20 protein-coding genes, 4 tRNA genes and 1 pseudogene are annotated in these 25965 nt (G+C 56.4%); 17 read left to right on the forward strand and 8 right to left on the reverse strand.

Annotated elements, in window-relative coordinates:
- The 5 genes from JRJ26_04770 to ftsE form a co-directional block, all read right to left on the reverse strand.
- Positions 1–1116: a divergent polysaccharide deacetylase family protein gene (locus JRJ26_04770; protein ID MBW2056795.1), complete on the reverse strand. Its 1116-nt coding sequence runs from the start codon at positions 1114–1116 to the stop codon at positions 1–3.
- Positions 1117–1298: 182 nt separating this feature from the next.
- Complete coding sequence (locus JRJ26_04775; protein MBW2056796.1) at positions 1299–2636, reverse strand: S41 family peptidase; 1338 nt, start codon at positions 2634–2636, stop codon at positions 1299–1301.
- Between the two features lie 177 nt (positions 2637–2813).
- Positions 2814–3962, reverse strand: coding sequence for a peptidoglycan DD-metalloendopeptidase family protein (locus JRJ26_04780; protein MBW2056797.1), 1149 nt, complete (start codon positions 3960–3962; stop codon positions 2814–2816).
- Between the two features lie 4 nt (positions 3963–3966).
- A complete protein-coding gene (locus JRJ26_04785) occupies positions 3967–4866 on the reverse strand; it encodes an ABC transporter permease (GenBank protein MBW2056798.1) in 900 nt (299 codons plus the stop codon).
- Between the two features lie 15 nt (positions 4867–4881).
- Positions 4882–5571 (reverse strand): cell division ATP-binding protein FtsE, encoded by a 690-nt coding sequence (gene ftsE / locus JRJ26_04790; GenBank protein MBW2056799.1) that lies wholly within the window; start codon positions 5569–5571, stop codon positions 4882–4884.
- Positions 5572–5798: 227 nt separating this feature from the next.
- Between ftsE and JRJ26_04795 the strand changes: the two genes are divergently transcribed.
- From JRJ26_04795 to JRJ26_04870, 16 genes and pseudogenes are all read left to right on the forward strand, one after another.
- Positions 5799–5883 (forward strand) — tRNA-Tyr (locus tag JRJ26_04795).
- Positions 5884–5945: 62 nt separating this feature from the next.
- Positions 5946–6021 (forward strand) — tRNA-Gly (locus tag JRJ26_04800).
- A gap of 141 nt (positions 6022–6162) precedes the next feature.
- Positions 6163–6234 (forward strand) — tRNA-Thr (locus tag JRJ26_04805).
- Between the two features lie 78 nt (positions 6235–6312).
- Positions 6313–7454: pseudogene (gene tuf, locus JRJ26_04810) on the forward strand (elongation factor Tu).
- 58 nt (positions 7455–7512) lie between these two features.
- The gene (gene rpmG, locus JRJ26_04815) at positions 7513–7662 is read left to right on the forward strand and encodes a 50S ribosomal protein L33 (protein MBW2056800.1); all 150 of its coding nucleotides are present in this window, start codon (positions 7513–7515) and stop codon (positions 7660–7662) included.
- Positions 7663–7731: 69 nt separating this feature from the next.
- Positions 7732–7808 (forward strand) — tRNA-Trp (locus JRJ26_04820).
- Positions 7809–7832: 24 nt separating this feature from the next.
- Positions 7833–8021 carry a preprotein translocase subunit SecE gene (gene secE / locus JRJ26_04825; protein MBW2056801.1) on the forward strand — a complete coding sequence of 63 codons (189 nt, stop codon included), beginning with the start codon at positions 7833–7835 and terminating at the stop codon, positions 8019–8021.
- 50 nt (positions 8022–8071) lie between these two features.
- Complete coding sequence (gene nusG / locus JRJ26_04830) at positions 8072–8602, forward strand: transcription termination/antitermination protein NusG (GenBank protein ID MBW2056802.1); 531 nt, start codon at positions 8072–8074, stop codon at positions 8600–8602.
- A 26-nt stretch (positions 8603–8628) separates the two neighbouring features.
- Positions 8629–9051, forward strand: a complete 423-nt coding sequence (gene rplK, locus JRJ26_04835; protein ID MBW2056803.1) for a 50S ribosomal protein L11 — start codon at positions 8629–8631, stop codon at positions 9049–9051.
- Between the two features lie 6 nt (positions 9052–9057).
- Positions 9058–9762, forward strand: coding sequence for a 50S ribosomal protein L1 (locus JRJ26_04840; GenBank protein MBW2056804.1), 705 nt, complete (start codon positions 9058–9060; stop codon positions 9760–9762).
- 24 nt (positions 9763–9786) lie between these two features.
- On the forward strand, positions 9787–10302 hold the full coding sequence (gene rplJ, locus JRJ26_04845; GenBank protein MBW2056805.1) for a 50S ribosomal protein L10: 516 nt from the start codon (positions 9787–9789) through the stop codon (positions 10300–10302).
- Positions 10303–10399: 97 nt separating this feature from the next.
- Positions 10400–10777 carry a 50S ribosomal protein L7/L12 gene (gene rplL / locus JRJ26_04850; GenBank protein ID MBW2056806.1) on the forward strand — a complete coding sequence of 126 codons (378 nt, stop codon included), beginning with the start codon at positions 10400–10402 and terminating at the stop codon, positions 10775–10777.
- An 80-nt stretch (positions 10778–10857) separates the two neighbouring features.
- Positions 10858–15045 carry a DNA-directed RNA polymerase subunit beta gene (gene rpoB, locus JRJ26_04855; protein MBW2056807.1) on the forward strand — a complete coding sequence of 1396 codons (4188 nt, stop codon included), beginning with the start codon at positions 10858–10860 and terminating at the stop codon, positions 15043–15045.
- A 100-nt stretch (positions 15046–15145) separates the two neighbouring features.
- Positions 15146–19291, forward strand: coding sequence for a DNA-directed RNA polymerase subunit beta' (gene rpoC, locus JRJ26_04860; protein ID MBW2056808.1), 4146 nt, complete (start codon positions 15146–15148; stop codon positions 19289–19291).
- A gap of 123 nt (positions 19292–19414) precedes the next feature.
- On the forward strand, positions 19415–21835 hold the full coding sequence (locus JRJ26_04865) for a Cache 3/Cache 2 fusion domain-containing protein (protein ID MBW2056809.1): 2421 nt from the start codon (positions 19415–19417) through the stop codon (positions 21833–21835).
- Complete coding sequence (locus tag JRJ26_04870) at positions 21810–22208, forward strand: response regulator (protein ID MBW2056810.1); 399 nt, start codon at positions 21810–21812, stop codon at positions 22206–22208. Before JRJ26_04865 ends, JRJ26_04870 begins: the two co-directional genes overlap by 26 nt.
- A gap of 53 nt (positions 22209–22261) precedes the next feature.
- Here the strand turns inward: JRJ26_04870 and mgtE are convergent, their stop codons facing one another.
- The gene (gene mgtE / locus JRJ26_04875) at positions 22262–23623 is read right to left on the reverse strand and encodes a magnesium transporter (GenBank protein MBW2056811.1); all 1362 of its coding nucleotides are present in this window, start codon (positions 23621–23623) and stop codon (positions 22262–22264) included.
- A 259-nt stretch (positions 23624–23882) separates the two neighbouring features.
- Positions 23883–25199 carry an MltA domain-containing protein gene (locus tag JRJ26_04880; protein ID MBW2056812.1) on the reverse strand — a complete coding sequence of 439 codons (1317 nt, stop codon included), beginning with the start codon at positions 25197–25199 and terminating at the stop codon, positions 23883–23885.
- Between the two features lie 50 nt (positions 25200–25249).
- Between JRJ26_04880 and JRJ26_04885 the strand changes: the two genes are divergently transcribed.
- A complete protein-coding gene (locus JRJ26_04885) occupies positions 25250–25693 on the forward strand; it encodes a hypothetical protein (GenBank protein ID MBW2056813.1) in 444 nt (147 codons plus the stop codon).
- A 96-nt stretch (positions 25694–25789) separates the two neighbouring features.
- Here the strand turns inward: JRJ26_04885 and JRJ26_04890 are convergent, their stop codons facing one another.
- Complete coding sequence (locus tag JRJ26_04890) at positions 25790–25954, reverse strand: zinc ribbon domain-containing protein (GenBank protein ID MBW2056814.1); 165 nt, start codon at positions 25952–25954, stop codon at positions 25790–25792.
- Positions 25955–25965: the final 11 nt, after the last annotated feature.

Consider the following 25965-nt stretch of genomic DNA (forward strand, 5'->3'; position numbering starts at 1 on the left):
TCACTCCAGGAGAGAGGAGACGGGAACCAGCCTGACCCCGTTCTCCTTGATGGAGGGAAGAGACTGGCGGATCGCCTCCAGGGTCTCCGGATAGGGATGGCCGATACCGATGGCTCCCCCGTTTTTCATCGACAGCTCGATCAGTTCCGAAATTCTGGCCTTGATTCTCTCCACGTCCTTCTCGTTGTCAAGGAAGACGTTCCGTCTCCCCGTCCTCAAGCCGAGTTGCCGAGCCACACTGTATCCCACACTCTTCGCCGTGGTTCGGCTGTCCAGAAAGAAGAGGCCCTTCCTGCGGACATCTTCAAGCACAAGGCGCATCAGTTCGGGGTCCTCGGTGAACTTCGAACCCATATGGTTGTTGACGCCCTTCACATAAGGGACCGCACTCAGGTCCTTCTCCAGTTGTGAAACCAGCTCTTTCCTCCCCATTGTGGTAAGCAGTCCGCCTTTGCCGGGGTCCTGCTCCGGGTATCCCTTGGGCTCCAGGGGAAGGTGTAGGAGGACATCCCTTCCCCGCCTGGTGGCTTCCCTGGCGAACTCCCGGGAATGCCGTGCAAAGGGAAAGACGGAGAAACTCAGAGGGACGTTGAGATTGAGAAAATCCATGGCGATCTTTCTTCTCTCCCCCAGATCATCTATGACAATGGCCACTCGTCCCTTTGGGGGTATCTCGGGTTTTGCCAGCTTGGGCGCACGAAAGAAGAGGTTATGGACCACCGCGTCACGAACACGTACCTCGACTTGGAGAAGCCCCTTCCCCTCCCTGCCGGTCACCGAGAAGTCTCTTCCCAGGGTCGATATCTCCCGGTCGAGCCGCGAGACAATCCTCTGGAAGGGAATGGGCCTGGGCAACTGGATCGTGGTAGTGACTTGCCTCCACTTCTCACCGTCCCTCTGGTGAAATCGTGACTTGCGGGCCACCACGTCTCTTTCCGAGAGACCGAGCATGTAGAACTGACTCTTAAGGGCGAGATCGACGAGGTGGATTCTCTCGGAAAGGGAAGGAACAGGGGGCCTGGTCGGCGGGGGAGAAATCAACCGGCCGAGGAGGAAGCCTGCCGCCAGGCAGACCACGACCAGAGCAAGGCCGAACCACCACGCTCTCCTCTGCACTCCTTTCGGTTTTCGGCGGGAAGGGGGCTTCCTCGAGGTCTTAGGCCTCGCCCTCGTGGGCCCCCTCTTCCTGGTGATCGATGCTTTTGACTGACCCTTCATCGGCCTCCCTCTGGCAGGCCTTCCACCCAGACCGGGAAGATGGCCATTCAGGTCCGACCGGGTACATCTCTCCAGGAGGCTCAGGAGGGAGACCCGCTTGCCTCTTCACTTCCGTGGAGATAGGTTTGAAAGGTTCCCCAGTTCCTCAATATCCGAAGGGCTACGGACTTCTGGCCGTCGGTCTCCGTCTCTTTTACCTCGGCCTTCAACCGATCGATGAATTCCTCGAGCTCCGGATTCTCACGCCTTTTCGCCGCCTTCTCCTTTCTCTCTCCGATCGGTTCCAGATGCCCTTCAAGATCCTTTTCGAGGAAATGCTGGGGCTTCGTCTCCCCCTTTTCTCCCGCCCTCTCCTTGGCACCAAAAGGGGGAAGAAATACATCAGGCTCTATTCCCTCTGCCTGAATATCTCTTCCGTTGGGAGTGAAATAGCGGCCCGTCGTCAAGCGGAGACCTGACCCGTCCCTGAGAGGGTAGAGGGTCTGTACCGTCGCCTTGCCAAAGGTCCTGGTCCCCACAATGACGGCTTTGTGATAGTCCTGGAGAGCCCCTGCCACGATCTCCGACCCACTGGCACTCCCGTCGCTTACGAGCACGACCACGGGATAGTTCTTCTCCGTCCTTTTTGCATGCGCCCCATAGGTAGAACGGCTGGACGGATGGCGCCCCCTGATGGAGACGATCACCCCCGACTCGATGAAGTGGTCCGCCACTTTGACGGCCTGATCCAACAATCCTCCGGGGTTGTCTCGAAGATCGAGGATCAATCCCTTGGGAGGTCCCTGAATCGACTTCTCCCATTTTCTCAGGGCCTGGCGGAACTCCCGGTCGGTCCGCTCCGAGAACTGTCTAATCCTGATATAACCGTATCCCCCATCAAGAATCTCGGATCGAACGCTCCTGATCGGAATGACGCCCCTCTCAATAGTAAAATCCCTGGGCTTGTCGAATCCCTCCCGCATGATCGCGATCGTTACCCGGGTTCCCTTCGGCCCCCTCAGCTTGTGGACGGTCTCCAAAAGGGACATCTTCTTGGTAGGCTCACCGTCGATTTTCAGGATCTTATCCCCGGGCTTGATCCCTGCATTCCATGCCGGTGTTCCCTCGATAGGTGCGACGACCGTAAGAACCCCGTCCCTCATCTCGATCTCTATGCCCAGCCCCTCGAACTTCCCCTTGGTATCCAACTGTGCTTCCTTGAACACATCAGGAGGCATGAAGGAGGAATGGGGATCAAGGGTAGCCAACATCCCGTTGATGGCCCCGTAGACCAGAGCTTGACTGTCGGTCTTTTCAACATCCACATAATCCTTTTGAATGATCGAAAGAACGTCGGTAAAGACCTTCAGGTTCTCATAAATCCCGTCGGTGACGGCTCCGACTCCACGACTCTTGACCAGCCCGAGGGATACACCCATGAGGAAGACAAGAATCACCAGAAACCCATACCTCAGTCTTGAAGACTCCTTGAATCGAATCATTACACTCTCCTACCTGCACACGTGATCTGTCTTTTCAATCTACCTCCTGTCGTCCTCTCCTGTCAATTCATCCCGGAAGAAGATCCCCACCTCGGAGAATGCCTCTCTTTACCCCTATTTCAGGGCCAACCGGTCCTTGGGCGAAAACCAGCCGAGAGGGTTCACAGGGATGCCACCGCGCCTTATTTCGAAGTAGAGGGACGAACCCCCAAGTGAACCGGTGCTTCCGACCCTGGCCACGGGCTCCCCTGCCTCAACCCAGTCACCTTTTTCCTTCAGCAGCTCTGATGCATGGCCCATGACGGTATGATACTTGTTGCCATGGTCGATGATCAGGAGATTCCCGTATCCCTTGAACCAGCCGGCATAGACGACACGCCCTTTGTAAACAGCCCTCACCACAGCACCTCGATGCGCTTTGAGTGAAATCCCTCGGAACCACCCCTGTTTCTTCCTGTCGATCTTTCCCGCCACAGGTACAGGGAGCCTGCCCTTCAGAGCCCCGAAACCGCTCCCCTCCTCAAGCCCGTCTCCCCTCTCTTTCGAGAGTCTCTTGACCAGCACCTGGAGTTTCTCCGCCTGCACTTCCAAATCACGGATCAACGCGGCATAGGAGGACTTCTCGGCTCTCAGCCTGCGGAGGCTTTTCTTCTCCTGTTGCTGGAGCGCCTCGATCTCTCGCTTCTTTCTGGAAACCGCTACCTGCTTGTTCGCGAGGTCCTCCCAGTTCGCTGCCAGCCTCCTCTGAAGGGCTTCCTTGCGGGCCAGCTGGGTATCAAAGGTGGTTAGAAGCCGAAAGTCGTGGCCGATCATTGAATTGAGAAAGGCAAACATACGGAGAAAATCCCCGTAATTCTCGGCCGAGAGGAGAAAAGCCCAGGGACCGAGCTTGGACATCTTGTAAAGAGCCACCACCCTCGCTTCGATCCGCTTCCTGGTAAGAGAAATACCCTCTGTCAGACCCCTCATCTCCTTTTCCCGCAACCGGATGGCTTTCTCTATCTCCAGGCGCTGTCTTTGAAGGGATTTGAGTTCCATGTTCTTACGGTTCCGCATGAAAGCCAACCGATCCAGGTGGTCGAGAAGGGATTTCTCCTGTTTTCGCAGATCCTCGTGTTTTTTCCTCTGGATCTCGATCTCTCTGATGACTCTCTTGTAGCGATGCTTGGCCCCGACGGCCCGGCGATCCGATTCCTCTGCAAGACCTATTCCAAAGGAGAGGGTAAGAATTACGGCCGTGACTGCGAGAACTCCCTTCCTCATACCTTCAGTTCTCCTTGAGTCTCACCAGTGAGAAGAAGCTGCCGAGAAACCCCAGCAAGCCGCCGCCTGTGATGATGGAGACGACGGCCCCGGGCGTAAGGAACCGGATATCCATGAAGAGACCGTAAAACTGCAGCTTCCTGGAAAGTTCGGAAAGAAAGAGCAGGTAGAGGAGAAAGAGTATGCCCAGGGAGACGGACGAACCCATGAGGCCTTGTAGCCCTCCCTCCACGTAGAAGGGAACCTTGATAAAGCCCGTGGTCGCCCCCACCAGTCTCATGATCTCCAGTTCTTCCCGGCGGGAGTAAATGGAAAGCCTGATGGCATTCGACACGATAAAGGCGATAGCCACGGAGAGGAGAAGGCCGAGCAAAAGGGTCGAAAACCGGTAGACATCCACGAAAACCGAAAATCGGTCGATCCACTGCTGGCCGTACTGGATGTCGGAAATCCCGCCGGTATCCTTGAGACGCGACGCCAGGCGCCGGACTTGGTCGGAGTTCCGGTAAGGGCGCTCCAGCCGGATTTCGAAGGAGGCCGGCAGAACACCGGGCGTGAGGGCATCCAGGATACGCCCCTGACTGCCGAGATGCTTCTTCACGATGGCCATGGCCTCCTCTTTTGACACAAAGCGGACACTCTCGATCTCGGGCATGTCGACGAGGGCGACACGGATTTCTTCGATTCTCTTCGCCCCCAGATCATCGGCCAGGTAGGCGATAATCTGAATCCTCTTTTCCCAGGCCTCGAGAAAACCGTTGAGATTCTGAAAAATCAGGAAAAAGGCCGAAAAGATCAGGAACGAGAGTGCCACCGTTCCCACAGCCATGACGTTGATGACCGCGTTCTGGCGGATCAACTGAAAGCCCCTTCTGAAAGAACTCGTTAGCCTGTAGAGTGCCATGAGATCTCGAGACTGTCACAGCCGAACCGGCTTCCGCGATTCGGCTGTTCCCGGGTGAACGATCTTTCCCTGAGACAATAGAACAACCCTCTTGCGGTACCTTTGGATAAGGTCGGTGTCATGGGTGGCCACAACAACCGTGGTTCCCTTTGTGTTGAGGAGCATCAGCATGTTGATGATATCCGACGTCAGTTCAGGGTCGAGATTCCCCGTGGGTTCATCGGCGAGGATGAGAGGGGGATCTTTTACCAGGGCCCGGGCGATGGCAACCCTCTGTTGCTCCCCCCCGGAAATCCTCAGGGGCAAGACGTCCATCTTCTCATGGAGTCCTACGAGGCGGAGAGCCTGCCATGCCCTCCGCTTTATCTCCTTCTTGCTATAGCCGAGGATTTCCAGAGCAAAGGCGATGTTCTCGAAGATGGTTTTGTGATTGAGGAGCTTGAAATCCTGAAAAATCATCCCTATACGCCTCCTAAGCATGGGAATCCTTCTCCCATCGATCTTGGAGACGTTTATCCCATCCACCAGGATCTCGCCAGCCGAGGGCTTTTCCTGGCAAAAAAGCAACTTGAGGAGAGTGCTCTTGCCCGCTCCGCTGGGTCCGGTGAGAAAGACGAACTCACCCCTTTCGATTTTGATATTGATGTCCGACAGCGCCGTGATGCCGCCTGGGTAGGTTTTGTATAGATGATACGTTTGAATCATCGCCCGGTGACTGGAACCAAGGATGAGGCTAACACATTTACCCGGCGTTGGCAAGATCCGCTGTTTTTTGGTAAGATAAGAAAGACCGAGACGATCCCGGCGCTTGACAGTCGAAGACGGAGTGAGGGAGCGTGCTTTTTTCTGCCAAAAAGAGCAGAATTCTCGGAAAGTGACCCAACGAGGTATTGATTTCCCGGGAATTTGGTAATATAATATATTTTTGCACTGGAGAGGTTCCCGAGCGGCCAAAGGGGGCAGACTGTAAATCTGTTGGCAACGCCTTCGGAGGTTCGAATCCTCCCCTCTCCACCAGTGGTTGCATCTATTTGAAACAGCAACTAATTTTCCAGATCAGTAATAGTTCCTTGGCGTGTGCGGGAATAGCTCAATTGGAAGAGCATCAGCCTTCCAAGCTGAGGGTTGCGGGTTCGAGCCCCGTTTCCCGCTCCAAGAGTTGAGGTGCGCACGGGTTCGGGCGTCTCCTTTTGGTCGCCGGTCTTTCACTCGTGCAGGACCTATTCTCTGACCCATCCGCGGGCGGGCCCGCTTGCGTCAGAGGCGGTCGAGCGCGGGTTAGGGAGACCGAGAGCTGCCCACGTAGCTCAGTGGTGGAGCACTTCCTTGGTAAGGAAGAGGTCATCGGTTCAATCCCGATCGTGGGCTCTTATTCTTTGCGGGCAAGAGCTTCTGACTTGCTCGACTCATCCCCAGCCCAAGCTTTGTTTTTAAGGAGGATTTCCAATGGCGAAGGCGAAGTTTGTGCGGAGCAAGCCCCACATCAACATAGGGACGATAGGGCATGTGGATCATGGTAAGACGACGTTGACGAGTGCGATAACGAGTATATGGCGTTTGAGCAGATAGACAAGGCGCCTGAGGAGAAGGAGCGGGGGTTAACGATAGCGATAGCGCATGTGGAGTATGAGACTGAGAGGCGGCATTATGCGCACATAGACTGTCCTGGGCATGCGGATTACATAAAGAACATGATAACTGGTGCTGCTCAGATGGATGGGACGATATTGGTGGTATCGGCGGCGGACGGTCCTATGCCGCAGACTCGGGAGCATGTATTGTTGGCCAAGCAGGTACGGGTACCATCGATAGTGGTATTTTTGAACAAGGTGGACATGGTGGATGATGAGGAGTTATTGGATTTAGTGGAGTTGGAGGTAAGGGAGTTATTATCTGGGTATGAGTTTCCTGGGGATGAGATACCGATTATACGTGGTAGTGCGTTACGGGCGTTGGAGAGTGGGTCTACGGATTGGGATGGTGCGCCTGAGTATCGGTGTATATGGGAGTTGATGGAGGCGGTGGACACGTATATACCGGAGCCTGTGCGGGATGTGGACAAGCCGTTTTTGATGCCTATAGAGGATGTTTTTTCGATATCTGGTCGAGGGACGGTGGTGACTGGTCGAGTGGAGCGGGGTCGGATAAAGGTAGGGGAGGAGGTTGAGATAGTAGGGTTTAGGCCGACGGTGAAGACGGTATGTACAGGGGTGGAGATGTTTCGCAAGACATTGGATGAGGGTCAGGCTGGGGACAACATAGGGGTATTGTTGCGTGGTGTGAAGCGTGATGAGGTGGAGCGTGGTCAGGTATTGGCCAAGCCTGGCAGCATAACGCCTCATCGGAAGTTTAAGGCGGAGACGTACATATTGACCAAGGAGGAGGGGGGTCGGCACACGCCGTTTTTCAATGGGTATCGGCCGCAGTTTTATTTTCGGACCACGGATGTGACGGGTGTGGTGTCATTGCCCGAGGGGGTGGAGATGGTGATGCCCGGGGACAATGTCTCGATTTCGGTTGAGTTGATCACGCCCATAGCCATGGAGAAGGAGCTGCGTTTTGCCATCCGTGAGGGCGGTCGAACGGTGACCCTTTGGGTCTGGTCTCCGTATTGGGCTTGCGTTACCAGGTGTTTGGGGAGCGGAAATGAGAAACATCGTGACCTTGGCATGTACAGAGTGCAAGAGGCGCAACTACACTACCACCAAGAACAAACGAACCACGCCCGACCGCCTGGAGTTCAAGAAGTACTGCCGATTCTGCCGGAGACACACGGTCCACAGGGAGACCAAGTAGGGTTTCCCGGAGATTCAGAGGGCGACCCGAGTGAAGGGTCAGTGGTTGGATCATAGAAACCCCGTTTGTAGGCCAGTAGCTCTAACGGTTAGAGCGCCGGACTCCAAATCCGGAAGTTGGGGGTTCGAATCCCTCCTGGCCTGCCAAATCACTTCGTTAGGAAAACCGTGATGAGTCGATTCGAGGCAATCAAGCAGTTCCTGAGAGAGGTCAAAGTCGAGCTAAAGAAGGTTACATGGCCCTCCAGAAAGGACACCATATATGCCACCATCGTTGTTTTGATCTCCGTCTTCATTTTCGGCTTTTTCCTCGGGATTGTCGACATGGGCCTATCACGCCTGGTTCGGTTGGTCTTATAATCCTTCTTCAAATCAACGGCGATAGAAAAGGAATCCGCATAGAGTCCGCCATGGCAAAAAACTGGTATGTGGTCCATACGTATTCAGGCTATGAGAACAAGGCCAAGGCCAGCCTGGAAGAACGGGTAAAGAACTTCGGCCAGTCCGCCTTTTTCGACGAGATCCTGGTCCCCACCGAAACGGTGGTGGAACTGGTCAAGGGGAAACGACGCACGTCTCAGAGAAAGATCTTTCCGGGTTACATTCTCGTCAAGATGGAATTGAACGACGAGACCTGGCACATCGTCAAGGGGACCCCTAAGGTCACGGGATTCGCCGGGCATGGTACACGGCCGACCCCGATCTCGGAAAAGGAACTGGAGGGGGTGATAGCCCAAATCAAGGAAGGCGTTTCCAAACCCAAACCGAAGGTCTCTTTCTCGGCAGGCGATACGGTCAGAGTCATCGACGGCCCCTTCGTGAATTTCGTCGGTACCGTGGAAGAGGTAAGACCGGAAAAAAGGAAGGTCAAGGTCCTGGTCTCAATCTTCGGCAGAGCTACTCCGGTGGAACTCGATTTTGTACAAATCGAGAAGAGCTAGGGCGCGACTCGATCAGGAGATCCAGAATGGCAAAGAAGATTATCGGCATGATCAAACTGCAGATCCCTGCGGGGCAGGCAAATCCATCGCCACCGGTCGGGCCTGCCTTGGGCCAACACGGGGTCAACATCATGGAGTTCTGTAAGGCCTTCAATGCCAAGACTCAGGGGCAGGAGGGGACGATTATTCCTGCGGTGATCACCGTTTACTCGGATCGGTCTTTCACCTTCATCACCAAGACGCCGCCGGCCTCCATCCTTCTGAAAAAGGCAGCCCAGATCGCCAAGGGTTCCAGTGAACCGAACCGTACCAAGGTGGGCAAGATAACGAGGAGCCAGATCGAGGAGATTGCAAGGGTCAAGCTTCCCGATCTGAACGCGGTCGATCTGGAGGGAGCGATTCGAACCATCGAGGGAACAGCCCGCAGCATGGGCATCGAGATTGAGTAGGGAGCCATGGGGAAAAAAGGGAAAAAGTACTTGGAAGCAAGGCAGAAAGTCGATCGAACAAAGAAGTACGGCCTCGAAGAAGCGATCCGACTGGCAACGGAAACGAGCTATGCCCGGTTTGATGAGACCGTAGATATCGCCATCCGACTCGGAGTGAATCCCAGGAAGGCGGATCAGATGGTACGAGGCACAGTGGTGCTGCCCCATGGGACTGGAAAGACCAGCCGTGTCCTGGTGTTTGCCAAGGGAGAGAAGGCGAAGGAAGCCGAAGAGGCCGGGGCCGACTTCGTCGGTGCCGAAGACCTTGTGGAAAAAATCCAGGGGGGATGGCTCGACTTTGACAAGGCAGTGGCCACACCGGACATGATGGGCCAGGTCGGAAGATTGGGAAAGATCCTGGGACCGAGGGGGCTCATGCCCAACCCAAAGGTCGGCACGGTGACTTTCGACGTGGCCAGAGCGGTAAAGGAGATCAAGGCCGGGAAGGTGGAATTTCGGGTGGAAAAGGCGGGTATCGTCCATGCCCCATTGGGAAAGGTCTCCTTCGGAGTCGACAAGCTCATGGAGAACGCCCGGTCCCTCTTGGAGGTGGTCATGCGGGCAAAACCGCCCACTAGTAAGGGCGTATACCTCAAAGGGATCGCCCTTTCGAGCACCCTGGGCCCGGGCATAAGGGTCGATCCCCTGGAAGCTCGGAATCTGCTGAAATGAGCCGATAGTAAGGAGGAATCACCTTTGCTGAGAAGAGATAAGGAAAGAATCGTCGAGGAATTACAGGAGGCGCTCAAAGGCGTTAAGGCTGCGGTTCTGTCCGATTACCGGGGGCTGAACGTGGAAGAGATGACTCTTCTCCGCAGCCAGCTCAGAGAGGCCTCCGTGAACTACCGTGTCGTGAAGAATGCATTGATCAAACTCGCCATCAAGAATACCGACCTCGAACCTCTCGCCAGCGAGATAAACGGCCCGACGGCCCTCGCCTTCTCGTATGACGATCCCTTGGCCCCTGTAAAGACCCTCGAGGGATTCAATAAGAAGCAACCCAAGCTCGAGATCAAGGGGGGAATGGTCGAAGGGAGGCTGCTCGACCGAGAGGAGATCAAGAAACTGGCCGAGATCCCGAGTCGAGAGGTTCTGCTAGGGCGGCTGATGTCGGTCCTCAGTGCTGGTCCGACCCGTGTGGTCACCGTCCTTTCTCAGATTCCACAGAGACTCCTTCTCGTACTGAATGCGATAAGCCTGCAAAAACAGTAGGCCGCTCTCCCGGTCCCGGCGGAAGAGACGGTCCTGACTGGTGCGGTGAACCGGCAACTAAATACCCAGCATGAAAAAGGAGAGAGGCATGGCAGAGCTGACAAGAGAAGATGTGAAGAACTTCATAAAGAACATGACGGTTCTCGAACTCTCGGAGTTCGTCAAGGAACTCGAAGAGGAGTTCGGGGTCACCCCAGTGGCACCGATGGTCGCAGGTGCCGTTGCTGCGGCCGGGACGGCTGAGGCTGCCCCCAAGGAGGAGAAGACCGAATTCGATGTGATCCTGACCGGGTATGGCGACAAGAAGATCCAGGTGATCAAGGCCGTGAGAGAACTCACGGGCCTCGGTCTCAAGGAGGCCAAGGATCTCGTAGAGGGAGTACCCAAAGCCGTCAAGGAGGGAATATCCAAGGAGGAAACCGAGACGGTGAGGAAGAAACTCGAAGACGCGGGCGGCACCGTGGAAATCAAATGAGGTCAAACAGCTTGGATGTGAATCCCTGCCAACCTGTGGGGTGTCCCCAAGAGGAAAAACAAGGGGGTTAAGGGGTTACTATGTCAATCGAGAATGGCCAGAATCTCAGAAAAGATTTTGCAAAAATCAAGGAGGTCGTGGGTATCTCCAATCTGATCGATATCCAGACCAGGTCGTACAGTAAGTTTCTCCAACACGATCGACCTCCCGAACAAAGGGAAGACACCGGGCTGCAAGGGGTATTCAGGAATGTCTTCCCTATTACGGATTTCTACGATACCGCCTCCCTGGAGTTCGTCAGCTACCGCCTGGGAGAACCCAAGTACGACGTGGACGAATGCGTCCTGAAGGGCGCTACCTACGCGGCACCCATAAAGGTGACCCTTCGCCTCGTGCTCTACGACATCGATGATGAAACAGGCAGGCGAGACATCAAGGCGATGAAGGAGCAGGAGGTCTACTTCGGGGAGATCCCTCTCATGACAGAGAACGGGACCTTCATCATCAACGGTACCGAGAGGGTCATCGTCAGCCAGCTCCACCGGTCACCCGGCGTCTTCTTCGACCACGACCAGGGCAAGAGCAGCGGCAAACCCCTTTACTACGCCCGGATCATTCCGTACAGGGGCTCGTGGATCGACTTTGAATTCGATTCCAAGGACATACTCTACGTCCGAATCGACAGGAGAAGAAAACTCCCCGTGACGGTTCTCCTCAGAGCCCTGGGGTATTCGGCCAAAGAGCTGCTCGACTACTTTTACCGCCGGGAGAAGATCCACATCGAGGAGGGAAGGTTCGTCAAGGATATCTCTTTCGATCTTCTCGAAGGGCAGAGATCCGCAGTCGATATCGTCGATCCAAAGACCAATCAGGTGATCGTCAAGAAGCTCCGGAAAATCAACAAGGCCATGGCCAAGAAACTCGAGGCCGCCGGCATCACAACTCTGGTCGTAGGGGAATCGGATCTCATCGACAAGTACCTGGCAGACGACGTCTTCGATCCTGACACAGGAGAGCTGATCGCCGAATGCAACGAACCCGTCACCGAGAAGCTCCTCCAGGAGTTCAAGACACGAAACGTACCGGAATTCGAGATCCTCTTCATAGACAATATCACGGTGAGCTCCTCTCTGAGAGACACTCTTGTTCTCGACAAGCTCTCCCTCACAAGGCAGGAGAAAGAGCGGCTGGCCGAGACGGAACCGGGAAAACTCCCCACCCAAAAAGAAACGGAGAAGGCCATCGTAGAAATCTACCGCCGTCTCCGTCCCGGGGATCCACCCACCCTGGAGACGGCCACCACCCTTTTCTACAATCTCTTTTTCAACCCGGAACGGTATGATCTCTCCCGGGTCGGCAGGATGAAACTCAACTACAAGTTGGGGTTGAAAGGGGTGCCTGAGGATCAAACGGTTCTCAGACGGGAGGACATACTCGAGGTGGTCCGTTACCTCATAAACCTGAAGGACGGTCATGGGAGTGTGGACGATATAGACCATCTCGGAAACCGGCGAGTCCGCACCGTGGGGGAACTCCTGGAGAACCAGTATCATATAGGTCTCGTGCGAATAGAAAGGGCCATTCGGGAACGAATGAGCCTCCAGGAGATCGAGACTCTCATGCCCCACGACCTGATCAACTCGAAGCCGCTTTCGGCAGTAATTAAGGAGTTCTTCGGAAGCAGCCAGCTTTCACAGTTCATGGACCAGACCAACCCTCTGTCGGAGATCACCCACAAGCGGAGGCTGAGTGCCCTGGGCCCTGGTGGCCTGACCCGGGAGCGGGCGGGTTTCGAAGTACGGGACGTCCATCCCACCCACTACGGCCGGATCTGCCCGATCGAGACACCCGAGGGACCCAATATCGGGCTCATCACTTCACTGAGCACCTACGCCAGGATTAACGATTACGGATTCATAGAAACCCCATACAGGGAGGTGTTGGACGGAAGGGTGACAAACCGGATCCGCTACCTCTTTGCCCTGGATGAGGAGAAGGCGGTCATCGCCCAGGCCAACGCCCCGCTGGACGAAGAGGGACGATTCCTCAATCCACTCGTCTCTGCGAGAAAGGGTGGGGAATTTGCCATGGTGAAGCCCGAAGAGGTCGATTTCATGGACGTCTCTCCGAAACAGCTGGTAAGCGTGGCCACTTCTCTTGTCCCTTTTCTGGAACACGACGACGCCAACAGAGCCCTTATGGGATCCAACATGCAGCGCCAGGCGGTTCCTCTTCTCGTAGCCGAGGCCCCACTGGTGGGAACTGGAATGGAGAAGGTTGTGGCCAGAGATTCAGGGGTGACTGTGGTGGCAAAACGGGGCGGAATCGTGGAGGAGGTTGATGCCTCAAGGATCGTTGTCCGCTGCGATCAGGTATCTGACGACACAGACCCGGGGGTGGACAACTACAACCTCGTAAAGTACCAACGGTCCAATCAGAACACCTGCATGAATCAGAAACCCATCGTCTCCAAGGGAGATCGAGTCAAGGCAGGCCAGATCATTGCGGACGGCCCCGCAACCCATAACGGTGAGCTGGCCCTGGGGAGAAACGTCCTGGTGGCTTTCATGCCGTGGGGAGGCTACAACTTCGAGGACTCCATCCTCCTCAGCGAGAAGCTGCTGAAAGATGATGCCTACACCTCGATCCATATCGAAGAGCTTGAATGCACGGCGAGAGACACTAAACTCGGCAAGGAGGAAGTCACTCGTGATATCCCCAACGTGGGCGAAGAGGCGTTGAAGGACCTCGACGAAAGCGGGATCATCCGGATCGGCGCCGAAGTCGCCCCCGGTGATATCCTGGTCGGCAAGGTCACTCCAAAGGGGGAGACCCAACTCTCTCCAGAGGAAAAACTGCTCAGGGCTATATTCGGAGAAAAGGCCGGGGATGTGCGGGATACATCCCTCCGGGTCCCTCACGGCATAGAGGGCATCGTGATCGATGCCAAGGTCTTCTCCAGAAAGGGGGTGGAGAAGGACGAAAGAAGCAAGGCCATAGAAGACCAGGAACGGGCCAAGCTCCTGAAGAATCAGTCCGATGAGATCCGAATCATCAATGAGAGCGCCAGGAGGAGGATGGAGCGGCTCCTCTTGGGCAAGAAGCTGACGGCTCCTGTCATCGATCCCAAGAGCGGAGCTGTCCTCGCTGAGGCCCACAAGAAGATCACGGCAGAAATGCTCAAGTCCATACCCACCAGCCGGCTCGTGGAAGTCCCCGTGGCGGACGAGATGGTTACGGCGAGACTGAGAGACATCCTGGAGGGTGCAGAGATTCAGATCGATCGTGTGAGGGAGAGATTCGAGGAGAAGATCGCCAAACTCAGACTAGGAGACGAACTGCCACCCGGGGTCATCAAGACGGTCAAGGTTTACGTCGCCATCAAGCGCCGGCTCTCGGTGGGGGACAAGATGTCCGGAAGACACGGTAACAAGGGGATAATCTCCCGCATACTGCCCGAGGAGGACATGCCTTTCACCGAGGACGGAACGCCCGTCGAGGTCGTCTTGAATCCCCTTGGTGTACCTTCCAGGATGAATGTGGGGCAGATCCTTGAAACTCATCTCGGATGGGCAGCCAAGGGGCTGGGCTGGCAGATCCAGCGGTTTCTGGAGGAGAATTACAGCCCGGATGCGTTGAGGAAGCAGATCAAGTCGATCTACCAATCCAAGGAGGTCGACGAATACGTCGACAGGCAGAGCGACGACGAGATCATCGAGCTGGCCAGAAAGATCGGCGAAGGCGTCTACATGTCGGTCCCGGTTTTTGACGGCGCTTCCGAAGATGATATCAAGGAAACCCTCAAGAAGGCCGATCTCCCGATCACCGGCCAGACGGTTCTCTACGACGGCAGAACAGGGGAGCAGTTCGACCAGAAGGTGACCGTAGGTTACATGTACCTGCTCAAGCTCCATCACCTGGTGGACGAGAAGATCCACGCACGGTCCATCGGACCCTATTCACTGGTAACCCAGCAGCCGCTGGGTGGGAAGGCCCAGTTCGGCGGCCAGCGGCTTGGAGAAATGGAGGTTTGGGCCCTCGAGGCCTATGGAGCCGCCCATTCACTACAGGAGTTTCTCACCGTGAAATCCGACGATGTGGGAGGAAGAACGCGAGCCTACGAGGCCATTGTCAGGGGCGAGCACGTCCTGGAGCCCGGGCTGCCCGAGTCTTTCAATGTGCTGGTCAAAGAGCTTCAAAGCCTCGGTCTTGACGTAGAACTGATTGAAGATAGGAGCGCCAGGCAAGAGGAGGCAACAGGTTCGTGACCCAAACCCTCGTAGAGAGTGTGGAATCCGGGAAAAGACAGCAGATAAAGAACCCGGATGAGCCGCTCGAATTCCTGGGAAATTCTTTAGGGAGGATATCTTGGAAGACTATCTCAGCTTTCTCGAGAAACCAAAGAGTCCTTTGAGTTTCAATGCCATTCGAATCTCCATCGCCTCTCCTGAGAAGATCGAGTCATGGTCCCACGGAGAGGTGAAAAAGCCGGAGACCATCAACTATCGGACTTTCAAGCCCGAGAAGGACGGTCTTTTCTGTGCCAAGATCTTCGGTCCTGTAAAGGACTACGAGTGCAACTGCGGCAAATACAAGCGCATGAAACACCGCGGCATCGTATGCGAGAAATGCGGTGTCGAGGTCATCCAGTCGAAGGTCAGGCGTGAACGGATGGGACATATCCGGCTGGCAACGCCTGTGGCCCATATCTGGTTCTTGAAGAGCATCCCGAGCAAGATAGGGATTCTTCTCGACATGACCCTCAGGGACCTGGAGCGGGTTCTCTACTTCGAGGCTTACGTGGTCCTGGACCCGGGCAGCTCGCCCCTTACCAAGGGTGACCTTCTCTCAGAGGAGAAGTACCGGGAGGCATCCAAGAAATACCCCGATCTCGTCGCGGGACAGGGTGCAGAGGCGATCCGGGATCTGCTGGCCGCAACCGATGTGGAGAAACTCTCAGAAGAACTCCGCCTGGAGATGAGGGAGACCACATCAGAGGCGAAGAAGAAAAAGGTCGCCAAGCGGCTCAGGATCGTCGAGGCCTTCAGGGATTCGGGGAACAAACCCGAATGGATGATCCTCGAGGTCATCCCTGTCATCCCACCGGATCTGAGGCCCCTGGTTCCTCTGGACGGAGGAAGATTCGCCACCTCCGATCTGAACGATCTGTACAGGAGGGTGATCAACCGCAACAACCGTCTCAAGAGGCTCCTCGAGCTGAATGCACCGGACATCATCATCAGAAACGAGAAGAGGATGCTCCAGGAGGCGGTCGACGCTCTTCTCGACAACGGCAAGAGGGGCCGCACCATTCTCGGGGCCAACAAGAAGCCCCTCAAGTCCCTGAGCGACATGCTTCGCGGAAAACAGGGCCGATTCCGCCAGAACCTCCTCGGCAAGAGGGTTGATTACTCGGGCCGTTCCGTCATCGTTGTGGGACCCGAGTTGAGGCTCCACCAGTGCGGCCTCCCCAAGAAGATGGCCCTGGAGCTTTTCAAACCCTTCATCTACAACAAGCTGGAAGAGAAGGGCCTCGTTTCTACCATCAAGAGTGCAAAGAAGATGGTCGAGAAGGAGAAGTCCGAGGTGTGGGACGTTCTGGACGAGGTGATCCGCGAACATCCGGTCCTGCTCAACCGCGCCCCTACCCTGCATCGGCTCGGCATCCAGGCATTTGAGCCGGTCTTGATCGAGGGAAAGGCGATCCAGCTCCACCCACTGGTCTGTTCGGCCTTCAACGCGGATTTCGACGGGGACCAGATGGCCGTTCACATCCCTCTTTCGGTCGAGGCTCAGGCCGAGGCGCGAATTCTCATGATGTCCACCAACAACATCCTCTCTCCTGCCCACGGCAAGCCGATCATCGTGCCGACCCAGGATATCGTACTTGGTATTTACTACCTCACCAAGGAGAGGCCTGGATGTAAGGGGGAGGGGAAGATCTTCTCTGATCCGGAAGAAGTCCGCATCGCCTACGACGCTGAGACCGTAGACCTCCATGCCGCTATCAAGGTAAGAATAGACGGCGAGATGGTCGATACCACGGTGGGCAGGGTTCTCCTGAGGGAGATAGTCCCCAAAGACGTTCCCTTCTCGGCTGTCAACAAGACCATGAACAAGGGGGAACTTGGGAACCTCATCGACTATACCTACCGGGTGGCGGGAGAGAAGGAGACCGTTCTCCTGGCGGATCGTGTCAAGAATCTGGGTTATCGTTATGCCACGCAGGCTGGTATCTCCATGTGTATCGACCACATGCTGATCCCGCCCAACAAGGAGAGGTTTCTCGAAGAGGCCAACCGCGAGGTTCAGGAGGTCAGGGAGCAGTACACCGAGGGCCTTATTACAGACGGTGAACGCTACAACAAGGTGATCGACCTCTGGTCCCAGGTCACCGAAAAGATAGCCGAAGAGATGCTGAGACAGCTGGGAACCGAGGAGATTACCACACCCGATGGGAGGAAGCTCCGGGTCTCCAGCATGAACCCGATCTTTATGATGGCGGATTCGGGCGCCAGGGGAAGTGCCCAGCAGATCCGCCAGCTCGCCGGGATGAGGGGACTCATGGCGAAGCCCTCAGGGGAGATCATCGAGACCCCTATCACCGCGAACTTCAGAGAGGGTCTCACGGTGCTCCAGTACTTCATCTCGACCCATGGCGCAAGGAAGGGGCTTGCCGATACGGCCCTGAAAACCGCAAACTCGGGTTATCTCACCAGGCGGCTCGTCGACGTGGCCCAGGATGTCATTATCACCGAGTACGACTGCCAGACCCTGGACGGCATAGAGGCCACCGCTCTCGTAGAAGGGGGGGAGATCATAGAACCCCTGGCCAGCCGAATCCTCGGCCGTGTCGCCCTGGAGGATATCAAGGATCCTTACACAGGAGAAGTACTGGTAAGGGGCAACCAGGAGATCGACGAGGAGGCGGCCAGGCGGATGGCTGATGCGGGCATCGACAAGGCCAAGATCCGCTCGGTCCTGACCTGCAAATCCAAGCGGGGGGTCTGCGCCCTTTGCTACGGGAGGGATCTTGCCAGGGGGCGGCTGGTCAATGTGGGTGAAGCCATCGGCATAATTGCGGCCCAGTCCATAGGCGAGCCTGGGACCCAGTTGACCATGCGAACCTTTCACATCGGCGGGACCGCCAGCCGCCGTGCGGAACAGACGACCCTCGAGGCGAGGATCCCCGGGAGAATCAAGTTCGAGAACCTGAAGACCGTGCGAAACCGGGATGGTGACCTGGTCGTTATGAACCGAAACGGCGAGCTTGCCATCGTGGATGAAGAGGGCCGGGAGAGGCGGCGCTATTCGGTCATCTACGGTGCAAAGCTCAAGGTCAACGACGGTGACGAGATCAAGGAGGGCCAGTTGCTCGCCGAGTGGGACCCATACTCGATCCCCATTCTGACCGAAGTGGGAGGACGTGTCAAGTTCGGTGACATCATCGAAGGCGTGACGATGCACGAAAGGGTCGACGATTTTACGGGGCTCTCCCGAAAGGTGATCACGGAGTCGAAAGACCCCCATCTCCGCCCGAGGATCTCCATCAAGGACGAGAAGGGCAAGACACTCCAGTTGCCTGACTCGACATCGGCTGCGAGATATCTCCTCTCGGTGGGCTCCAATATCCTGGTCGCAGAGGGAGATATGGTCGAGGCGGGAGACGTCCTTGTCAAGATTCCAAGGGAGACGACGAAGACCAAGGACATCACCGGCGGTCTCCCAAGGGTGGCCGAGCTGTTTGAGGCTCGCAAACCCAAGGAATACGCCATCATAAGCGAGATCAACGGCAGGGTCTCCTTTGGCAAGGACGTTAAGGGGAAGCGGAAGGTCATCATCACCCCCGATGTGGGGGAACCCCGGGAGTATTCTTTTCCCCGCGACAAGCACATCAGTGTCCATGAAGGGGATATAGTGAAGGCCGGAGAACCCCTGATGGACGGACCGGCGAATCCCCATGATATCCTCCGTGTGCTGGGAGACAAAGAACTGGCAAAGTACCTGGTGGACGAGATCCAGGAGGTCTACAAACTCCAGGGGGTCAAGATCAACGACAAGCATATCGAGGTCATCGTGAGGCAGATGCTCAAGCGGGTGCGAGTGAAGGAAGTGGGAGACACCAACTTCCTCGTGGATGACCAGGTGGAGAAACACGTCTTCGAAGAGGAAAACGCCAGGGTCCTTGCCCAGGGAGGGAAACCTGCCATTGCAGAGCCTCTCTTCCTGGGGATCACCAAGGCCTCCCTGATCACCGACAGCTTCATATCAGCCGCTTCTTTCCAGGAGACCACCAAGGTCCTGACCCAGGCGGCGGTGGCTGGAAAGACCGATCATCTCAGGGGGCTCAAGGAGAACGTGATCATGGGACGCCTGATCCCGGCTGGCACCGGCCTCAACAGGTACACAAGGCTGAAGATCCACGTGGAAGGCTATGAGGAACCGGAAACCGGCGAGATGTACGGAGAAAGCGAAGAACTCCCTCTCGCCGAGTCACAGGGCGACTTCTCATAGTGAGAATCTTCCCGCCACGCTCTGAACGGGCGTGGCGGGATTTTTTTGCCGATCCAACAAGAAATCACAAGACCCTATCCGTCATCACAGGAGTGACACCGCCTCACCGTCCAGGACCAGGGCATGAGAAGATTCTTCAGGGACTGGAAAATCCAAACGAAGATAACTCTTATGGCGGTAGTCCTGGTCCTCCTTCCCATCCTCATCATCTCGGCACTCGCTCTCGGCCGTTTCACACATGCCCTCCAACGGGCAGCAGAGGCCGACCTGGAACACATCCTTCAGGACGTGGTCTCCATGTGCCGGATCGAACAGGGGTCGCTCCGGAGCAGAGCCGCCTCGAGCCTCGATATGGCCCAGTCCATGCTGAAAGACCGGGGTAGATACCTCAGGGAAGACCGGGCCGTAACGGTTGTATTCAAGGCGGTCGATCACGAGACCCGTGAGGTACGCCGCGTCGAGCTGCCCCTGCTCGAGACGGGCGACTCTCCCATTACCGGGAACAGCGGCCTCGTTGAAGAGATCCAGCGACTGCTCGGCGGCGAGTGTACGGTCTATCAGAGGGTGCACGAAGGCGGTCTTCTCGCAATATCGACTACTGTTCCAGACAGAGGCGGACCCGGAGCCCCGGGTGATTACATCTCCCTCACCTCCCCCCTTGTCGATGCGATACTCAGGGGCCAAACCTATCTGGAACAGACCTTCAAGGGTGACAGATGGGAGACAAGGGCCTTCGGGCCTCTCCGTGACGAAGGGCAGAGGATCGTCGGAGCCCTCTGTGTTAAGACGAGGGACCAGCCGATCGATGCCCTCAAGAAGGCCATTGCCCGGATCAGGGTAGGCCGAACAGGGTACGCCTTTGTAGTGGATACGAAGGGCAATATCATTCTTCATCCCACCAAAGAGGGCAGAAACATCGCCTCCCTGCCAAATCCGGCTGAATCAGCCGTAATCTCCAAGATCATCCAGGAGGGGTCGCTGCTCAGGGAGCGGCAGGTCGGAACCATCCGGTACCCCTGGGTCAACGTGGAGTTGGGGGAGAAGAGACCGAGGAGGAAGATCACAAAGTACGTGTATTTCAAGGACTGGGATTGGATCATCGGTGCGGGGAGCTACGAACAAGAGATCTATCACGCCGTGGGCAGAACCAGGCTGTTTATCTACCTCGTCTCGGGAGCCATCGTGTCGGCGGCCGTTTTCCTGGCGGTGTTGCTGTCCAGACTTCTTACCCGACCCATCCTCAATCTCACCGAGATCACCGCCAGGATGGCCAGAGGCGACTTCTCCCACCAGGCCGATACCTCCAGCAGGGACGAGGTCGGCCTCCTGGGCCGGTCCTTCAACGAGATGGCCCGGCAGATTCTGGACAAAACGGAGAAGCTCCAAGAAATCGTGGCCGACCGGACAGCCAGGCTGACCGAGTCGGAGGCCAGGTATCAGAGGCTCTTCGAGGGGTCGAAAGACGGGATCTATATCTCCACCGTTGAGGGGAAATTCCTCGATGTCAACCAATCGGCCGTAGAGCTGTTCGGCTACAGAGACAAAGAGGATCTCCTCTCAATCGACATCCCTCGAGACCTTTACGTCAATCCCGAAGATCGGGAAAAGATGAAGAAGGAGATCGAGAGACACGGGTATGTCAAGGATTTCGAGCAGAGGTTGAAAAAGAAGGACGGTACAGAGGTCTTCGTCCTGATCACCTCCAATCTCGTCAGGGACGCCCAGGGCAGACCGGTCGCCTACGAGGGAATCATGAGGGACATCACCGAACGCAAGAGACTCGATGCCGAGCTGAAAAAGACCCAGGCCTTCCTGGTTCAGACGGCCAAGACAAGGGCCCTGGGAGATCTTGTGGCCGGTGTCGCCCATGAACTGAACAACCCCCTGATGGCATCAGACACTATCCTCCATGTGATCTCCGAGAACCTCCACAAGGGATGCCCCAACCAGACCCGGCTGGAGCTGGTCCAGGAATGCAACAGAAGGATGGCAAAGATCATCAACCACCTGAGGGAGTTCTCCCGCCAGGCCGAGACGGTTTTTGAGCCTCTAGACATCCGTCTCCCCCTTGAAAACGCCCTGATGATTGTGGGCCAACAACTCCTCAACCAAAACATCTCCACGGAGAAGGATCTGGCTCCGAATTTGCCCGTGATTCTCGGTGATTCCAATCAACTCGAGCAGGTCTTTCTCAACCTGATCTCCAATGCCCGGGACGCCATGCAAGACCAGGACGAACCGAGACGGCTAATCATCAAGACCCGCCTGATCGAGAAGGAGACCGAACAGGAGGTCGAGGTTCTCATAGGGGATACCGGCAGAGGGATCCCCGAGGAGATCATCGACAAGATCTTCGTCCCCTTCTTCACCACAAAAGATGTGGGCAAGGGTACTGGACTGGGCCTTGCCATATGCTACGGAATAATCGAAAACCACGGGGGTCGTATCGAGGTCGACTCCCGCCAGGACAGGGGGACGAATTTCAGAGTCTATCTCCCCGTCCCCAAGGGGGATGAAAATGGCAAGAAGAATCCTGGTAGTTGACGATGACGAACTGGTTCTCGTGGCCTTAAGGGAGCTCCTGGCACCTCGGGGTTACGCTGTCACCACTGTCCAGAGCGGCGCCCAGGCCCTGGAGGAGATTGAAAACCATCGCTTTGATCTCCTCATCCTCGACGTCATCATGCCCCGGATGGACGGTTTCCAGCTCTGCGAGAGGATCCGCGCAACGGAGGGATATTCCCGGACCCCCATCGTCATGCTTACCGCCAAGAGCGACCCGGATGAGGAAAAACGAGGGCTGGCAGCAGGAGCCGATCTGTTCCTTCCAAAACCGATCCCACCCCAGCGCCTCCTCGATCTGATAGAAGCCACCGTCGAGAAGGGGAAGAGAACGGGAGCCCGGAACTCCCACTGAGAAGCCGAGGACGACCCCCCTCGCGGCCCCCCATGGGCTATCCCCCTATCCTCTCAGGCGGGAATCGGAATTATGGCTGCTGCCAGGCTCAGATAGAGGAGCAATGTGAACACGTCCATCAGGCTGCTGATAAAGGGGCCTGACATCAAGGCCGGATCGAGACCGATCTTCTTGAAAAAGATTGGAAGCACCGCTCCCGCCGATATGGCAAGCATCACGCATCCCACCATGGCCAGCCCCACGGTCAGACTGAGAGGAACAACTAGGTTTGGATCCGGGCTGGTAATCACCGCCCGAAGAGCCGTAAGAACGCCCATGGCCAGGCCCACAAGCATGCCGATCCGAATCTCCTTGAAAAGAATCCTGAAGATATCCCTCATCTCCAGTTCCCCTGTGGCAAGCCCTCGGATGATGACCGTGGTGGTCTGGGTCCCCGCATTGCCCCCGGTTCCGGACAAGACCGGGATGAAGAAGACCAGGGCGATGACGGCGGTCAACTGGTCTTGAAACCTCTGCATCACCGCTCCGGCCACAAATCCCGTCAGGACCAGGATAAAGAGCCAGAGAATCCGTTCCCGGGCGATCTTGAAGGTCCCAGTGCTCAGGTAGTCGAGCGGCTTTCCTGCAGCCGCCAGGTGGTAGATGTCCTCTGTGGCCTCTTCTTCCACCACATCGAGAATATCATCCACGGTCACGATCCCCACCAGCCGTCTCTCCTCGTCGATAACCGGAATGGCCAGAAAATCATAGTGAGAGATCTTGTCGGCCACCTCCTCGGCGCTCTCGTCAATGGAGACACTGATTACATCCTTCTCCATGATCTCTTCCACCCGCTCGGTCGGTCGAGCAAGGAGAATATCCTTCAAGGTCACGAAGCCCGTCAATCTCCGATCCTGGTCGACAACATAGACATAGTAGACCGTCTCCTTGTTGGGGGCCTGCATTCTCAGCCGGTTGAGGGCTTCGGCCGCTGTAATGTCCTTGTCCACCGAGGCATACTCGGTGGTCATTATGGCCCCGGCCGTGCCCTCCTCATAGGCGAGGAGGCGCCTGATGTCATCCCGCTCGGCCTGGGCCAGCAGCGGCATGAGGCGTTCCGCTATTTCCGGCTCCACCTCCTTGATCAGGTCTACCCGGTCGTCCGGAGACATGCCCTCGATAAAGGGGAGCACGGCCTTTGGACCGGCTTTTTCCAGACAGGCCTTCTGAACCGGCAGATCGAGCTGTTCGAATATCTCAATGGAAGCCCGGTTGCCGACAATGGCCAGAATATCCATGATCTCGTGAGGCTCCAAACCCGAGATGAGTTCCGCACCATCCGACGGGTGGAGATCGGCGAAGACCTCCCGAATCGTATCACGATTCCCTGCAGCCACCAGTTCTCGAAGCTCGGGAACAAAAAGAGCACCCCGCATGGCTCCTCCTCTGATCGAACACGACCGATAAGGACTCCGAACTATGCTCCGTTGTCTCTGTGGCTCGGTATTTCAGTAGAACCGAAGGTTTTCAAAAAGGCAGGAGAGAGGAAGGGAGGTCTTGTGGAAATACGTGCCGATCAATCCCCCCCCTCTTCCTGCAACCTTTGGCAACTGTCACTATCGTCCACGGTTTCCTCCTGTACACTGAATACTTACCACACCGTGCGGGGAAAATCAATTTGGAGGCACGGCCGCTTCACCTCGATTCCTTCCTCTTCATCAGGAAAAAGAGCTTCCCCCTCTGTTTCATGTGCCCTGCAGAAACCGCGGCCACCTCTCCCTCCCCCCAAAACAGGTCCACTCTCGCGGGGCCGCGGATAGCCCCTCCTGTATCCTGGTTTACCACAAACCTGGAGAAGGGTTTCCATTCGACTATATCCCCCTTCTCGTCCATCACCGGTTTTTCCGTGATAACAAAGGCGAGTCCTCCCTTTGGAAAGAGTCTTGAATCGGTGGCAATAGAGCGGCCCGTCGTGAGGGGGACGTTGATGTTCCCCAGCGGGCCCCTCTCCACCACACGGAAGAAGGTGTAGCTCGGGTCGTGAAAAAGAACCTCGTCCACCTCACGCGGGTTGTCACGGAGGTAGGATCGGATTCGCTGCATGGACATCTCCTTTCTCGGGATTTTCCCCCGATCTATGAGAAGTCTCCCGATGCTCCGGTACGGCCTCCCGTTTGCGGCATCGTAGTTTACTCGCAGGCACCTACCATCCTGAAGCCGCACGAAACCCGACCCCTGGATCTGCAAGAAATACCGGTCGATCTTGTCCCTGAGCCAGACTATCTCGTATCCCCTTCCCTCCAGAACACCCTCACCGTCGATCTGGGCCCGGGTGTAAAACGGGACAAGCCGGTCCCCTTCCAGTCTCCCCATGATCCTCTCCCCCTCGAAACGCGGACTGAACATCCCCAGCCTGACAGTGACCAGTTCGTCAGGCTTCCTGTAGAGGGGATAGGGGTGACCCTCGTCCCGAACGAGGCTCCCCTCCACCACCGGTTCGTAGTAGCCGGTAAAGAGCACCCGGCGCCCCCAACCGTGACCAACAGACTGGTAGACCTGGAAGCGGCTGGCGACAAGACGATCCACCTCTTCAGGTGTACGGGCCTCTTCGAGAAGACCGAGAAAAGCCTCGAGGGAGGAGACCGCATCGGCCACCGTGTAGGTGTCTGGGCCCAGGACCAGCAGCCGGTCCTGCGGCAGAGATCTGAAGTAGCGGATACTGCCCTGGAGAGCCTCTTTCAGAGACGCCTTATCGAGGTCGTCCAGAAACCTGGGAAACCGGCTGGCCTTGAGGCGCACCAGGGCGTCCTCCGGCCTCCGCACCTCACGAATCCTCAGGGCCGTACACCCCGAGAGGAGAACCAGAGCCACCAACAAGGCGGAGAAAAACCTCCCGAATCTCTTCACCATCCTCCCACCCGGATCCATACTACCACCGCCTCCGCTCCCCATGGATTTGACAAAACCCGCCATATGGGTTAGAAAGGAGGTATCATCTTCCAAAAGACTCATCTACGAAACACCTCGTCTACGGTTCATCTCAAACGGGAGGGAGGATTCTGGTGGTGGAAGAGGATTTCGGAAACTCCATGGGCGAGAGGAGACGGTACCGCCGGTTGAAGATCAGGCTGCCCCTCTCCTTTACCGTCCGGGATCCGGAAGACCTGGATACAGACCTCCGCCGCCATGGGCCTGAACAGCGATCGATCAGAGGAGAGACCTACGATGTCTCCATGGAGGGCCTCACCATCGATGTCATGCTCTCGCCCCAGGATATGGACTATCTCCTCCCCCTCATCGCCAAGGCCCAAAAAGCACCTCACATCGATGTCGAAGTGGAACTCGATGAAGGTACCGTTTCCATGGCGAGCACGGTGATCTGGTACAATCTCTTTTTCCCCGGCACGCCGCCTCCCAATTTCAAAGCCGGCCTCTATCTCATCGAGCCCGACAGCAACCCGGCCAAGCAGAGATGGAACGAGTTCCTCGAAACCATCAGGGTCTAACGGCCGATCCTCTCCTCCCCGCCCGAGGTCAGGTGGTAGAACGAGCCCTCCCGGCCTGTTCGGCGGACGAAAATAGCCGACAAAACCGCCTATCTTTCAGCTCTTTCTGGATGTCTTGGTCATGAAGGGCGTAATCTGCTGTTTCAGGTCCATGCTTCCGCAGTGGGGGCACTTTGCCTTCCCCTTCTCGTACTCCTGGAGCGACAGATTCATACTTACCGGCTTCTTACACTTCGTGCAGACAAAATCATAGGTCGGCATGGCGATTCCTC

The sequence above is a fragment of the Deltaproteobacteria bacterium genome, from assembly GCA_019308905.1.
In the GTDB taxonomy this organism is placed as follows: domain Bacteria; phylum Desulfobacterota; class BSN033; order WVXP01; family WVXP01; genus JAFDHF01.